Below are 14,453 nucleotides of genomic sequence, written 5' to 3'. Positions count from 1 at the left end.
TACTCGGCGGTAACTTGCTGGTGGCAAGCTCCATCGGTCGCGCATCGCTCGCGTCGATCTCCTACTGTTGTTCATCGTGGCAACCACCGACGCACATGAGACCGACCCCGTGACCGATCCCGAAGGGGCCGCGCGCACCGCCGCCGACACTCTCGCCGCGGCAACCGGAGTCGACAGCCATTCCGTGGCCATCGTCCTCGGCTCGGGCTGGCAGGCCGCAGCCGACGTCTTCGGCTCCCCCACCGCGACCGTGCGGATGGCCGACCTCCCCGGTTTCGCACCACCGTCGGCGTCGGGTCACTCGGGCACCATCACCTCGGTGGACGTCGGCGGCACCCACACCCTGTTGCTGCAGGGCCGCACCCACGCCTACGAGGGCCACGACCTGCGACGCGTCGTGCACCCGGTTCGCACCGCAATCGCCGCAGGCGCGACGACCGTCGTGCTGACGAACGCCGCAGGCGGAATTCGCGACGGAATGAGCGTCGGGCAGCCCGTCCTGATCTCCGACCACCTCAACCTCACCGCACGTTCCCCGCTCGTCGGTGCCGAGTTCGTCGATCTGGTCGACGCCTACTCCCCCGAACTGCGCGCCCTTGCAGCCCAGATCGATCCGTCGCTCGAAGACGGCGTCTACGCGGGCCTGCCCGGACCCCATTACGAGACGCCTGCCGAGATCCGGATGCTGCGCACGCTCGGAGCAGACCTCGTGGGGATGTCGACGGTGCACGAGACGATCGCCGCGCGGGCGAAGGGTGCCCGGGTCCTCGGCATCTCACTGGTCACCAATCTCGCGGCCGGAATGACCGGCGAGCACCTGAACCACACCGAAGTACTCGCTGCCGGTAAGGATTCGGCTGCCCGGATGGGGGCCTTGCTGCACGAATTGGTCACTCGGCTGTGACCGAAGAACTTGCCGAACGGGTACAGCGCTGGATCGACGGCGATCCGGACCCCGCTACCCGTGAGGAGTTGCAGGGACTGTCCGAAGCCGAACTCGGCGATCGGTTCAGCGGACCACTGACGTTCGGTACCGCGGGCTTGAGAGGGCCGGTACGCGCGGGGCCCAACGGCATGAACGAGGCCGTGGTGGTGAAGACCACCGCCGGAATCGCAGCGTGGGCGATCGAGAAGGGCCTGGGCGGGTCCACCGTCGTCGTCGGCCGCGACGCTCGAACCGGCTCCGAACAGTTCGCTTTCGTGGCCGCGGAAACTTTTGCCGCCCAGGGATTTTCGGTGGTGTTGCTGCCTCGACCGCTCCCGACTCCCGTCGTCGCCTTCGCCGTCCGGGCCCTGGGTGCCGAGCTCGGGGTACAAGTCACCGCGTCACACAACCCCGCGGCCGACAACGGCTACAAGGTGTATCTGCGCGGCGGCTCGCAATTGATCCCGCCGAGCGATGCGGAGATCGAGACGCAGATCGCCGCCACCGGCGACGCGATCGACGTTCCCCGTTCCACCGTGGAACCCGGCGGAACCGACATCGCTGCGCGGTACCTCGATTCGGTTGTTGCACTGCCTCGTTCGACACAGCGCAGTATTCGTATCGCCCTCACGGCCCTGCACGGTGTCGGCGGAGAACTCTCCACCGCTGCGCTGCGTGGCGCAGGGTTCCGCGACGTCCAGGTGGTCGAGGAACAATTCGAGCCCGACCCCGCGTTTCCCACCGTCACGTTCCCCAATCCCGAGGAGCCGGGCGCTGCCGATGCCGTGCTCGCGCTCGCAGCCGAGATCGACGCCGATATCGCGATCGCCCTCGATCCCGATGCCGATCGCTGTGCGGTCGGAGTTCGCGGCCCGGACGGCTGGCGCATGCTGACCGGTGACGAGACCGGAGCCCTGCTCGCGAACTACCTGCTGAGCGATTCGACGGCCGACCCGTTGGTGGCCAACACCATCGTCTCGTCCCAGCTGCTCTCGGCGCTCGCGCCGGCGCGCGGTGCCCGCTATGCCCGCACCCTGACCGGTTTCAAGTGGTTGGTCCGTGCCGGGGACGGTCTGGTGTACGCATACGAGGAAGCAATCGGGCACTGCGTCGATCCGAATGTGGTGCGGGACAAGGACGGTATTTCGGCGGCAGTGGTGCTCGCAGATCTGGCCGCGGGACTGAAACAGGATCGCCGCACTCTTCTGGACGTACTCGACGACCTCGCGGTCGAATTCGGGGTGCACCTGGGTTCACAGGTGTCGCGGCGAGTCGAGGACCTCGCGCAGATCGGCAACATGATGCATCGGTTGCGTAGCGAACCGCCGACCGAATTGGCGGGCCGCGCTGTCGCCGTGCTCGACTACGCCGAGCGTGACGACGAGTTGCGCACGGACGCACTCGAGATCAGCGGATCGGGGCTACGCGTGATCGTGCGGCCGTCCGGTACCGAACCCAAACTCAAGGCCTATCTCGAAGTGATCGAGCACGTCGCAGGTCGAGGCGAACTGGCGAGAGCACGGACGGCAGCAGCCGAGGTTCTGGCAGAACTGACCGACTTCGCCGAGCACCTCTGAACCCGTCGCCCCGCCGATGGTCAGAACAGCGCCGATTGCACCGCAGGTAGGTCCGAGGTGAATGCCCCGAGTTCTATTCGACGACCTTTGAGTGCCGCCAGATCCACGACGTAGGTGTCGTCGTCCACAGTGGCGATCACCGCCTGCCCGACGCATGTCCTGATGTCGAGTCCGTGAGACCCGGTCGCGACATCGGCGGGGTAGGCGACGCGACTGACGTTCTCGCTCAACGCTTCACGGCCGGCAGGCGGCGTCCAGCGTTCGTCGATCGGGGTGCACCCGACGATACCGGCACCGGCCAACATCTCGCGAACCTGTGCTGCGCGGCGAGCGATGGCGACATCGAGCTTTTCGACGTCGATCGGCAGACACAGCGAGGCAGCTTTCGCCGACGACCTCACCGCCTGCCGCAATCCCATCGATTCGGTGACGAGATCCTCGGCCACCCGAACGGCTTTGCCGTCGTCGGCGTGGGCCACATACCGCGCACCGATGGCCCCCTGCTCGGCGAGCCGGCCCCACTTGCGCGTGTCCGCTGCGGTGCCGATCTTGAAGGCCCCGTTGGCGAAAGCAGCCAGATAGAGCCAATGTGGTGCCATGACATGCTTTTCCAGCTCACGCGAGACGAACCCACTGCGATGGACGGTGTGCACGAATCTGAAACTGTCCTTGGCGGCGCACGCCTCGCACTGCCCGGCCCCGACAGCACGCTCCCGGCCTGGGCACGGAACGTAGCGCGGTGGACCGTCGCCTCGGAAGGCAGTTCGGCCGGTGCAGTAGCGGTCGGTCGAGGCACCCGGCGCACGGAAACCGAGCCTGTGGCCGACCAGTTCGTGGAATTCGATCTGCTCGGTGTCGACGTCGAGCAACCGCAATTTCGGGCGCGTTCCATCGGACGCCTCGGAGGACCAGGAGACGCCGAGGACCAATTTCGCCGCGGTATCGCTGGTCAGCGCGGACCGAACTGACGATCGCCGGCGTCGCCGAGGCCGGGCACGATGAACGCGTCGTCGTTGAGGCCGTCGTCGATACTCGCGGCCACCAGCCGGACCGGTAGACCCGAAGCCTCCAGCGCAGCAACACCTTCGGGCGCAGCCACGACGCAGATGGCCGTGACATCCGCCGCACCGCGACCGACGAGCAGTTCGATCGTGTGCACCATCGAACCGCCGGTGGCCAGCATCGGATCCAGTACGTACACCGGAGTCCGGGAAAGGTCGTCGGGCAGAGATTCCATGTACGGCACGGGCTGATGCGTCTGTTCGTCCCTGGCCATTCCGACGAATCCGACGCGAGACTGCGGGATCAGACTGCTGGCCTTCTCCACCATGCCGAGACCTGCGCGCAGAACCGGTACGAGCAACGGTGGGCGAGCCAGCCTGGTGCCCTCGGTGACGGCGACGGGGGTGCGCACCTCGAAGGTGTCGATGGCGGCGTCTCGGGTGGCCTCGTAGACCAACATGTGGGTGAGCTGACGGAGAGCCGTCCGGAACGTGGCGTTGTCGCTGCGCTCGTCCCGCATCGTGGTGAGCAGAGCTGCGGCCAGTGGGTGGTCGACCACGTGAGTTTCCATGACGTCCAGGATAGGACTTCGGCAGTCGGACGCGAACGGCAAGTCGAGGGAACCGAACGGCGTGCATCCGCGTCGAACCAGTTGGGCGTCGTACTCGGCGACCGTGAATCGATAGCGTTCTCAGGGGGCAGTGATGGCCGAACTCGTCGTCGACACCGAGGGGGTCCTCGCATACAGTGCGGTGGCGTCGACCATGGCCGAACAGATCGCGGCGGCAGGCGCTGCCGCCGCAGCGTGCGGGCCGGCCGTGCTCGCACCGGTGTTCGGGCTGATCGGACAAGAATTTCTCGGTGCGGTCAGCGGTACCCATCTGGCGCACACCGACGCCGTGGTGCGCTTGGCCGGAGCGGTCGCCAGCATCGGTGCTGCGGCCGCATCGTCGGCGGTGTCGTATGCCCTGACCGATGCAAGCACCGGTGCCACCGTCGAGGGCTCGGCCGCTGCTGTCGCGGCAGCCACCGACATCGCGCCGGGCACGCGGTAAACGGCCGTGATCGATCTGTTGGCACGTCCGATCGTGGATCTGCTCGGCGCCTTCGGCAACGGAACGCTGCCCACCGGAGGTCCGGCCGATGTGCTTCGCGTGTCCGCGGCAGCGATCGAGGCAGCACAGGGAATCGGCAGGGTCTCGATCACCGAGCTCGCCGCGAACTGGAACGGTGAGACCGCCGACGCCGCAATTCGCTACGCCGAGAACGCACACTCGTCCGCGATCGCCCTCGCGGACCACGCCGACGACATCGCCGCCGTCGTCGATCAGGCCTGCCGCGATACCAATCGAGGATTCCTCGAACTTCAGGCCATCGTTCAGTCTTTCGTGGGCATCGCACTGTCCGCCGGGCCGATCATCGCCACCCCGGCGGGGCAGACCATGCTGATCACGGCGGCTGTCGAGCACCTCGAACGCGCTCTGGTCGTGGTGGCCCGCGTCCGCGCCGAATTGGCCGTGCACACCGCGAAAGTGGGCGCGCTCGCCGCCCCGCCGACTGTGCCCGCTCCGGTGGGTGGGCAAGCGCCACCGACCCCGGGGTCACCGTCGAATCTGTTGACCTCACCTGCCACCTCGCAGGTCGTCGAGGCCGGCGAGAAGTTGGCGAAGACGTTCGCGCAGTCGTTGTCCTCCCCAGCTGCCGGGGCGGATCTGCCGGGCGGTATCGGTGGTGGTGCCTCCGGCGGTGGCGGTGTTGGTGGAGGCGGCGGTGGCGGTGTTGGTGGCGCACAGAACTTCATGGGCAGTTCCGCGGACAGCACCGGCCGCGGCGTCGAGGTGCGTCTACCCGACGGCAGTACCGTCACCGCACCGAATCCCGAGGCCGCGGGTGCCGTTCGTAGTGCGCTGACGCAACAGGGCGTGCCCTACGCGTGGGGCGGAACCACGCCCGGTAGCGGGCTCGACTGCAGCGGATTGACGCAGTGGGCGTACGCACAGCAGGGCGTCGAGATTCCCCGTCTGGCTCAGGAACAGAGCATCGGTTCGGCCGTGGCACCGAGTGACGTGATGCCCGGCGACCTCGCGGTCTGGGACGGCCACGTAGCCATGGTCATCGGGAACGGCCAGCTCGTGGAAGCAGGAGACCCAGTTCAGGTCGGACCGATCCGAACGACCAACAGCGGTATGGGGTTCCACGGCTTCTACCGTCCGACCGAATGAGGGACCGAGTGAAAGAGACCGAGCAATGACCGATTCGACGGGCACCGTGGTCAGCGCAGTGTCGGGCACCAGATCGGGTTCGGTGACGGTGCGCTCCACCGAGCACGGGCTACCGATTGCAGTCGTCATCGACGACCGCGAATTGCGTTACGGCGGAGACGCATTGGCAGCACTGGTAATGCAGCAGTGTACGCGGGCAAGCGAGGCAGCCCGCGCCCAGCGGCGAACCCTGTTGGCCGACGACGGCGTTCCTGGCGCCGTACTCGATCGCCTCGGACTACCCACCAGCGCCCGAGCGGCCGCCGCCGCGAACGACGACCTGGCCGAGGACTTCGCACCCACGAGTTGGCTGAAGCAGGTATGACGCATTCCCGCACCACGGCACTCGACGCTCTGGTCGACGGAGCCCGACACCGACTGGACGCTCTACGCGAGACTCACCAGCGACTGGACCGCATCAGGTTTCGAGTCACCTCCCCGGACAACTTGGTGACCGTCGTCGCGGATGGATCCGGTGCCATGGTCGAGCTCGAGATCGCCGAGAACCTCGGATCGGTGTCCGCCCATGTGCTCGGGTCGACCATCGTTTCCGTGGCTGCGGAGGCCGCGGCCGGGGCCCTCGACCAGCGTGCGGGAATCCTGCAAAGTCTGCAGACCTCGTTCACAGACTCCTGAGATAGGCTTCCCGCCATGGCTGGAGACATCATCCCGATCGAACTCGGTCTCACCGCCGGTGACTTCTCGACATTGTGGGCACCGGAGTGGCGAGAAGGCGACGACGAATGGGAGGCATTCCTCGGACACGAGGAAGATCTGTACGGGTTCTCGACCGTCGCAGAGCTCGCCGCGTTCGTTCGATCCGACGACGACAACGACCTCACCGACCATCCGTCGTGGCCGGTGGTCTCCGCGCTGGCGGCGTACGAGCTCGAGCCCGACGATCTGCATCGCTTCGACCTGGTGGCAGTACCGGAACTGGTGGCCTCGGACCCCGAAGCCGACGTCCTCGCCGAATTGCAGGCGACATTCGACATCGTCGCCTCCATCGGCAACGTCTGCGAATTGCGACCCGTCACAAGCTTTTTCGGCACCAATTCCTTCGTGGGGGCAGTCGGAGGGGGCGTCGAGAACTTCCTCGGCCGCGAGGGAGCGGAGCTGTGGGACCGCATCGGAGCGGCTGTGGCCAAGCATTGGGACGACGTGCTCGATGCAGTCGACTCCATCGTCACCTCCCCCGACGTCGATTCCGCTGCCGTTGCCGTCGCCGAAGCCGAGATCACCGCGGCAGCCGAGAACGCCGTCGATGCCGACGACGTCACGGACGACATCGACTCCGACTCGGACGACGTGGACGAAGACGACATCGACGACGACTCCGCCGAGGTGGACCGTGATCCGATCGCCGCGGCCGCAGCCGAGGACACGTTCTGGACGACGGTCGGTATCGACCCGATTCGCATCATCACCTCGGACGACACGCTCTACACCCTGCGGTGCTACCTCGGCGACAAGCCGGTGTTCCTCGGCCGCGGTGGAGCCATCAGCGTCTTCGGTTCCGAACGTTCGTTGGCCCGGTATCTGGCCGATGATCACGATCACGATCTGGCACAGGTCAGCACCTACTCCGACATTCAGACCGCCGCCATCGACGGCTCCCTGGACATAGAGATCACCGACGACAACGTGTACGTACTCCCCGGCCTGGCCGACGACCTCGCCGAGGGACCTACTGCCGTCGACGCCGATCAGCTCGATCTGGCGGTCGAGTTGTTCACCGATGCAGCCGATTTCGCCGGTGACAACTCCGTCGAGGAAGCACTGGCCACGTCCACACCGTTGGGCTGGTACGTCTCCTACACGCTCGAACCGAGCCCTGATCGGCTCGCTCCGAGTGCGCCGTTCGCCGTCGAGGCCGAAGCATGGCGCGCGCTCGAGCGCGAGTTCGAGGGCCGCCTGCGCAAGAAGTAGCGCCAGGCGGCCCAGCCCGGCCCGGCGGATCAGCCGATCAAGACCGCATAGCCGGGTTTGATGACGTCGTCGATCAGCGCGAGGCGCTCGTCGAACGGCAGAAACGCGGACTTCATCGCGTTGATGGTGAACCGCTCGAGATCGCTCCATCCGTAGCCGAACGTCTCGACGAGTTTGACCATCTCGCGGCTCATCGAGGTATCGCTCATCAGCCTGTTGTCCGTGTTCACGGTGACCCGAAAGCGCAGGCGCGCAAGCAGATCGAAGGGGTGCGTCGCCAACGACTCGACCGCGCCGGTCTGCACGTTGGAGCTCGGGCAGAGTTCGAGCGGCATTCGGGTGTCACGCACGTAGGCGGCGAGCAAACCGAGTTCGGGCGTGCCGTCGGCGTTGTGGGTGATGTCGTCGGTGATCCGCACTCCGTGACCGAGCCTGTCGGTCCCGCAGAACGCCACCGCCTCCTGAATCGAGGGCAGTCCGAATGCTTCGCCGGCGTGAATGGTGAAGTGCGCGTTGCTTGCCCGCATGTATTCGAATGCGTCGAGGTGACGGCTGGGAGGAAAGCCCGCCTCTGCTCCGGCGATGTCGAAGCCGACGACGCCGCGATCGCGGAATCGAACTGTCAGCTCGGCGATCTCTCGTGACCGCGCCGCGTGTCGCATCGCGGTGAGCAAGGTACCGATGGTGATGTTCTTGCCTCGCACCTTGGCCGCAGAGATCCCCGCCTCGAAACCTGCGAGGGTGTGGGTGACGACTTCGTCGAGCGTCAGTCCGCGTTCGAGGTGCTGCTCCGGGGCGAAGCGCACCTCGGCGTACACGACGCCGTCGTCGGCCAGATCCTCGGCGCATTCGCGTGCCACTCGAAACAAGCCCTCGGGAGTCTGCATGACGGCCACCGTGTGCGCGAACGTTTCCAGGTAGCGCACGAGCGAGCCGCTGTCGGCGGACTCGCGGAACCACTCACCCAAGGCCGCGCCGTCGGTGGCGGGAAGACCGTCGTAGCCACACTCGTCGGCCAGTTCCAGCACGGTCTGCGGTCGTAGTCCGCCATCGAGGTGATCGTGCAACAACGCCTTCGGAGCTGTCCTGATCGACGCGTGATCGAGCGGCGCACTGCCACCGATCGAAGACTGTGTGTTCTCCGTGGTGCTCATGTGTCGACGGTATCGCGCGGCACCCGCGCACGCGCGTCCGGCGGAGACCCTCGGCGAGTCCGCGGATTCCGGTGAACGTTGCCGCATTTGCGACCCGATTCGTTGCATTGTTTCCCGGATGAAAACAATTCCGTCGATACACAGCGAATCGACGACCGAAATCGTAGTGTTCACCCAACACACGCGGCCGATTCTGTCGGGTCACCTTCCGACGACCTCGGTCGAATCGAACCTCGGAGAGACCAATGTCGATTGCCGAACCGCCGAACACCATTGCGGGTAAAGGACTCAACAACGGCGCGCTCGGGTTGGTCGGCAACATCGTCATCGGACTGTCGGCGGTGGCCCCCGCATACAGTCTGGCCGCCACCCTCGGCTACGTCGTTCTGGCCGTCGGAGACAAAGCACCGTCGATGTTCCTCATCGCTTTCGTCCCGATGCTCCTCACCGCCTTCGCCTACCGGGAACTGGGTCGCGACACGCCGGACTGCGGGACGTCGTTCACCTGGGGCACCAAGGCCTTCGGGCCGTGGGTCGGCTGGATGGCGGGATGGGGGCTGGCAGTCTCGGCGATCATCGTGCTCGCCAATGTTGCCGAGATCGCTGCCATCTATCTGTTCGAGTTCCTCGGCCTGTCGGACCTGGCGGAGTCGACGGCGGCCAAGGTCGCGCTCGGTTCGTTCTTCATCGTCTCGATGACGTACGTCAGTTTTCGCGGGATCCTGATCAGCGAGCGCATGCAGAACGTATTACTGGTGGTGCAGTTCGCCGTCCTCATCGGAGTGTCGGTGACCGCACTGGTCAAGGTGGGTAACGGGACCGCCGGCCCGCAGGCCATCACGCCGCAGTGGAGCTGGTTGGTTCCCACCGGTGTGACGATGTCCGACGCGGCCCAGGCCATCATCTTGTGCATCTTCATCTATTGGGGATGGGACGCGTGCTTGGCCGTCGGCGAAGAAACGAAGGATTCGGAGAAGACGCCGGGACACGCCGCGGTGATCACCACGTTGATTCTCGTCGCCACGTACGTGCTCGTCGGATACGCCGTGCAGTCGTTCGCCGGATTCGGCGACACCGGCATCGGCCTGAACAATCCGGACAACGTCGACGACGTGCTCACCATCCTCGGAGATCCTGTCGCCGGCTCGATCGTGGCATCGCTGCTGTTGCTGACCGTCTCGATCTCGGCGCTGTCCTCGACCCAGACGACCATTCTGCCCACGGCCCGCGGGACACTCTCGATGGCGGTGTACGAGGCCATTCCCAAGCGGTTCGCCAGCGTGCACCCCAAGTACATGACCCCCGGCTTCGGCACGCTCGTGATGGGGGCCGCAGCGCTGATGTTCTACCTGGTGCTCACCTTCGTCAGCGCCAACGCATTGCAGGATTCGGTGGCCTCGCTGGGGCTCGCGGTCGCGTTCTACTACGGCATCACCGCGTATGCGTGCACCTGGTACTTCCGCCGCACGTTGTTCTCGTCCGTCCGAAACCTGTTCATGCGCGGAATCTTTCCCTTCCTGGGCGGATTGTCGATGACGTGGGCTTTCGTGCAGAGCGCAGTGGACATGATGAAGCCCGATTACGGATACACCGTCTACGGTCCGCTCGGCGGAGTGTTCGTCCTCGGTGTCGGCATGCTGGTGCTCGGCATTCCGCTGATGCTGCTGTGCTTCGTGGGCAACAGAGACTTCTTCCAGGGCAAGACGCTCACCGCATCCACCGAAGTCAAGGTTCCGGACACTTACTAGCAGAGAAGGACCGAGACACTCATGAAGATCACCGTCGGCTACCTCGCCACTCCCAGCGGCGACGACGGCGTAGCCCTGGCCGTCGCCCTGGCGCGTACGCTCGACGCCTCCATCGACATCGTGCTGGTCATGGCCGCGGACGAACCGGTCATGGAAGGCAGCGGCCCGTACCGAAAAGTGCTGGAGGCGAAGGCGCAGGGCTGGGTGCACGACGCTGCCTCCCAGGTCCCGTCGGGCATCACGGTGACCACCCACGTGCTCTCGAACGAGTCCTTCGCCCGGGCCCTCATCGACTTCGCCGTACGAACAGATGCCGACCTGATCGTCGTCGGGGGTGCAGGCGACGGCCTGCTCAACCGCCATTCGATCGGATCGGTGGCCGGTCAGCTACTGCACGCCTCCGAAGTACCGCTGGCACTGGCACCTCGGGGCTACCGGCTCTCTCTCGCACCGATCACCGACCTCACCGTCGCTGTCCCCACCCGGGCCTCGGCCTCCAATCCACTGCCGTTCGCGATCACTCTGGCCAGCGCGGCTCACCTCCCGGTCCGGTTGGTGTCCCTGGTTTCACTCGAACCGACCGGAGCACCGACCGACGAGAACTCACTGGACACACGTCGCCGACAGGTCGCTGCCGCGCAGGCCAATCTCGAACACGCCGCCCGCACTCTCCCCGATATCGACGGCCTGCAATCGATCGTCGCCGACGGGTCTTCCCTGGACGAGGCGATGGGCAACCTCGACTGGAAGCCGGGCGATGTGCTGTTCCTCGGATCGAGTGGATTGGCGAGCCCCAAGCGGGTCTTCCTCGGATCGAGTGCGGCCAAGATACTGCGGGCCGCCCCGGTGCCGGTGGTGGTCGTTCCACACGACTAGCTGTCGAAGCCCAGACCCAGGGCATCCATTCCCTTGAGCCACAATCCTCTTCGACCGCCGTTGCGGTCCGCTCGGGCGAATGCTGCACGGGTGATGTTGATGCCGATCGATTTGAGGGGTTCGGGCGGAAACGGCAGCGGCATGCTGCGCACCATTTTCAGCCGTGTTCGTTCGGTGTCCTTACCGTCGAGCAGGTCCAGGGCAGTGCGAGCCCCGAAGTGGGACGCGCCGACGCCGAGTCCGGTGAACCCGGCCACCGTGGCGACTCGTCCGTTCATACCGAGGTCCCAGAAGGCGCTGAACCGTGAGCATGTGTCGATCGATCCACCCCAGGCATGGGTGGCGCGGATTCCTTCGAGGCCGGGGAACATCTGCAGCAGGTGCTCGGCGAGCAGCGCGAACTCTTCGGGATGCTGGGTTCGGCGCGGGTCGGTGTCGCCACCGTAGAAATAGTGGGCATCCCAGCCGCCGAACAGGATTCGATTGTCCGCCGTCAACCGGAAGTAGTGAAATCTGTTGCCGGAGTCGGCCAATCCTTCGCGGCCCGTCCAACCGATGTCGGCGAGCTGAGACGAACTCAGCGGCTCGGTCATGATCACGTAGTCCCACACCGGGACGATCCAGTGACGCAGCTTGCGGCGCAGTGATTTCGACGCCGAGGTGGCGAGCAGAACCTTGGCGGTCTCGATGGTGCCGTAGCCCGTCTTCACCCGAACCCCGTTGCTGGATCTACTGATCGACACAGCCCGAGTGTTCTCGTGAATGCGAACCCCGAGCGACTCGGCCGTAGCGGCCAGGCCCCAGGCCAGTTTGGCCGGATCGATCATCGCGACATCCGGGTCGAACAGTGCACCACGCACCATCGGTGAGGTTATCCGGGACTGCGCCGCAGCCACGTCGAGGTAGTGCATCGGTTGCGCCAGACGCGCCGCTTCGTTGCCGAGTTCGCGCAGATCGTCGACTTGCCACTCGAAGTTCGCGATGTCGAGCTCACCGGTGCGTTCGATGTCGGCGTCGATTCCGTACCTGTCTGCGGTAGCGCAGATCGCGTCGAGCGTCTCGGTGCCCATCCGCAGCAACTCGGGTAGTTCCTCGGCATACCGGTCGAGTCCGTTACCCAGGCCATGATTCAGGCTGGCCGCGCAGAATCCGCCGTTGCGGCCGGTCGCTCCTGCTGCGATACGGTCGCCTTCGAGCAACACGATCGATCTGCCGGGGTTCTCCTCCGCCGCGTGCACCGCCGCCCACAGGCCGGTGAAGCCGCCGCCGACGATCACCAGATCCGCTGAGTCGGAGCCGGTGTGTCGACTGCGCGGCGCAGGCCGTTCCGGACGGTCGAGCCAGTAGGACTCCGGCGCGGCACCCGCCACCATCGCCACACCGCGTTCGGAGGGCTCGGTGGCCCACATCTCGGTCACCGGACGATCTCTCGGCCGTGGGTGTCTGCGGCCGCGAACACTGTTCGGTGCCAGGGCTTTCGGGCGATACCGGTGATGTCCGTCATCACATGCTTGACCGTCAGGTACTCGTCCAGTGAGTAGCTGGACATGTCCTTGCCGAAGCCCGACGCCCTGAATCCGCCGTGCGGCATCTCGCTGATGATCGGGATGTGATCGTTGATCCACACGCAGCCGGCGGCGATCTCGCGCGTGGCCCGTCCGGCGCGGTACACGTCGCGCGTCCACGCAGAGGCGGCGAGCCCGAATGCGGTGTCGTTGGCCCGTCGGATCGCATCGTCGTCACCGTGATGTTTCGACACCGTGAGCACCGGACCGAATACCTCGTCGCGATAGATCTCGTCCTGCTCCCCCACATCGGCGATCAAGGTCGGCGGGTAGAACGCACCCCGGCCCTCCGGTACACGGCCGCCGGTGACGATCCGGGCTCCGGCGTCGCGGGCCCGGTTCACCATGGCCGCAACACGATCGCGATGAACGATCGAGATCAGCGAACCCATGTCGGTGGCCGGATCCGTCGGATCTCCCACGACGACACGCCCCATCAGCTCGGCCACTCCGGCGACGAAGTCGTCGTAGAGGGATTCGGCAACGATGGCGCGGGTGGCCGCCGTGCAGTCCTGGCCGCCGTTGATCAGCGATCCGGCGACCGCGCCGTGAATCGCGGCATCGAGATCGGCATCGTCGAACACCACCAGCGGGGCCTTGCCGCCCAGTTCGAGCTGGACCCGAGTGCCGTTCACGGAAGCCTGCGCCATCACTCGCCTGCCGACGGGGGTCGAGCCGGTGAACGTCATCAGGTCCAGTCCGGCGTGCGAGGACAGCGCTACTCCAGCGTCGTCTCCGGTCCCGGTGACGACGTTGAACACGCCGTCGGGCACACCCGCCTCGGTGGCGAGACGCGCCAGACGCAGTGTGGTCAGTGGAGTCAGTTCACTGGGCTTGAGCACGATGGAACATCCGGCCGCGAGGGCCGGAATCGCCTTCCACACGGCCATCTGCAGCGGGTAGTTCCACGGGGTGATCGACCCGACGACTCCGACGGCATCGCGTCGTACGGACGAGGTGTGCTCACCCGAATACTCCGCGGTCGCCTTGCCCTCGAGGTGTCGCGCAGCTCCGGCGAAGAACTCGATGTTGTCGATGCTGCCCGGCACATCGAATTCCGTTGCCAGCCGGACCGATTTGCCGGTCTGCGCCACTTCCTCGGCCACGAAATTCTCGGCGTCCGATGAAACCAGGCGAGCCAGTTCGGTCAGGACCGCGCTGCGCTGCGCAGGCGTCGCACCCGACCACTCCGGAAATGCCGAGCGAGCGTGCGCCAGTGCCGAATCGACGTCGTCCGCCGTCGCCAGCCCCACTTCGGTTACCACCGCCCCCGACGCGGGATCGTCGACGGCCGATCGCCCACCCGTACCGTCCACCGCGCGGCCGCCGATCCAACATCCAGGAGTGTTCGCCATCCCTGCACAGTACCGTCGACGCTACTGATTCTCTCTGTTTCGAGGCTCTGGACAACTGATT

At 65.9% G+C, this 14,453-nt stretch carries 14 protein-coding genes; 9 read left to right on the top strand and 5 right to left on the bottom strand.

The window, feature by feature from the left end:
• Positions 1–109: 109 nt before the first annotated feature.
• Positions 110–904 carry a purine-nucleoside phosphorylase gene (locus tag ACFI9K_RS05515; protein WP_462662741.1) on the top strand — a complete coding sequence of 265 codons (795 nt, stop codon included), beginning with the start codon at positions 110–112 and terminating at the stop codon, positions 902–904.
• Complete coding sequence (locus tag ACFI9K_RS05510; protein ID WP_462662583.1) at positions 901–2,502, top strand: phospho-sugar mutase; 1,602 nt, start codon at positions 901–903, stop codon at positions 2,500–2,502. Before ACFI9K_RS05515 ends, ACFI9K_RS05510 begins: the two co-directional genes overlap by 4 nt.
• Before the next feature lie 20 nt (positions 2,503–2,522).
• Here ACFI9K_RS05510 and ACFI9K_RS05505 read toward each other — a convergent pair whose 3' ends face one another.
• Positions 2,523–3,431 carry a DUF2797 domain-containing protein gene (locus ACFI9K_RS05505; RefSeq protein WP_462662582.1) on the bottom strand — a complete coding sequence of 303 codons (909 nt, stop codon included), beginning with the start codon at positions 3,429–3,431 and terminating at the stop codon, positions 2,523–2,525.
• A 20-nt stretch (positions 3,432–3,451) separates the two neighbouring features.
• Positions 3,452–4,075, bottom strand: coding sequence for a uracil phosphoribosyltransferase (gene upp, locus ACFI9K_RS05500; protein ID WP_462662581.1), 624 nt, complete (start codon positions 4,073–4,075; stop codon positions 3,452–3,454).
• A 133-nt stretch (positions 4,076–4,208) separates the two neighbouring features.
• Between upp and ACFI9K_RS05495 the strand changes: the two genes are divergently transcribed.
• From ACFI9K_RS05495 to ACFI9K_RS05475, 5 genes are read left to right on the top strand one after another with little or no spacing between them, the layout of a single operon-like run.
• Positions 4,209–4,559 (top strand): type VII secretion target, encoded by a 351-nt coding sequence (locus ACFI9K_RS05495; protein WP_462662580.1) that lies wholly within the window; start codon positions 4,209–4,211, stop codon positions 4,557–4,559.
• 6 nt (positions 4,560–4,565) lie between these two features.
• On the top strand, positions 4,566–5,726 hold the full coding sequence (locus tag ACFI9K_RS05490) for a C40 family peptidase (RefSeq protein WP_462662579.1): 1,161 nt from the start codon (positions 4,566–4,568) through the stop codon (positions 5,724–5,726).
• A 25-nt stretch (positions 5,727–5,751) separates the two neighbouring features.
• The gene (locus tag ACFI9K_RS05485) at positions 5,752–6,090 is read left to right on the top strand and encodes a hypothetical protein (RefSeq protein ID WP_462662578.1); all 339 of its coding nucleotides are present in this window, start codon (positions 5,752–5,754) and stop codon (positions 6,088–6,090) included.
• On the top strand, positions 6,087–6,401 hold the full coding sequence (locus tag ACFI9K_RS05480) for a YbaB/EbfC family nucleoid-associated protein (protein WP_462662577.1): 315 nt from the start codon (positions 6,087–6,089) through the stop codon (positions 6,399–6,401). The genes ACFI9K_RS05485 and ACFI9K_RS05480 overlap by 4 nt, the downstream gene beginning before the upstream one ends.
• Positions 6,402–6,416: 15 nt before the next feature.
• Positions 6,417–7,694 carry a primosomal protein gene (locus ACFI9K_RS05475; RefSeq protein WP_462662576.1) on the top strand — a complete coding sequence of 426 codons (1,278 nt, stop codon included), beginning with the start codon at positions 6,417–6,419 and terminating at the stop codon, positions 7,692–7,694.
• 29 nt (positions 7,695–7,723) lie between these two features.
• Here ACFI9K_RS05475 and ACFI9K_RS05470 read toward each other — a convergent pair whose 3' ends face one another.
• A complete protein-coding gene (locus ACFI9K_RS05470) occupies positions 7,724–8,848 on the bottom strand; it encodes an adenosine deaminase (protein WP_462662575.1) in 1,125 nt (374 codons plus the stop codon).
• Positions 8,849–9,093: 245 nt separating this feature from the next.
• On the opposite strand from ACFI9K_RS05470, the gene ACFI9K_RS05465 reads away from it, so the two are divergent.
• Both ACFI9K_RS05465 and ACFI9K_RS05460 read left to right on the top strand, forming a co-directional pair.
• Entirely contained in the window at positions 9,094–10,596 is a 1,503-nt protein-coding gene (locus ACFI9K_RS05465; protein ID WP_462662574.1) for an APC family permease, read from the top strand.
• A gap of 21 nt (positions 10,597–10,617) precedes the next feature.
• Complete coding sequence (locus tag ACFI9K_RS05460; protein WP_462662573.1) at positions 10,618–11,472, top strand: universal stress protein; 855 nt, start codon at positions 10,618–10,620, stop codon at positions 11,470–11,472.
• Here ACFI9K_RS05460 and ACFI9K_RS05455 read toward each other — a convergent pair.
• Positions 11,469–12,881 (bottom strand): NAD(P)/FAD-dependent oxidoreductase, encoded by a 1,413-nt coding sequence (locus ACFI9K_RS05455; protein ID WP_462662740.1) that lies wholly within the window; start codon positions 12,879–12,881, stop codon positions 11,469–11,471. The two genes, ACFI9K_RS05460 and ACFI9K_RS05455, sit on opposite strands and share 4 nt — an antisense overlap.
• Before the next feature lie 5 nt (positions 12,882–12,886).
• Complete coding sequence (locus ACFI9K_RS05450; protein WP_462662572.1) at positions 12,887–14,392, bottom strand: gamma-aminobutyraldehyde dehydrogenase; 1,506 nt, start codon at positions 14,390–14,392, stop codon at positions 12,887–12,889.
• Between the last annotated feature and the right edge of the window lie 61 nt (positions 14,393–14,453).

It is taken from the genome of Rhodococcus sp. PSi06, assembly GCF_054960675.1.
The sequence above is the reverse complement of the archived record's forward strand: the minus strand, read 5'-3'. Positions and strand labels throughout refer to the sequence as shown.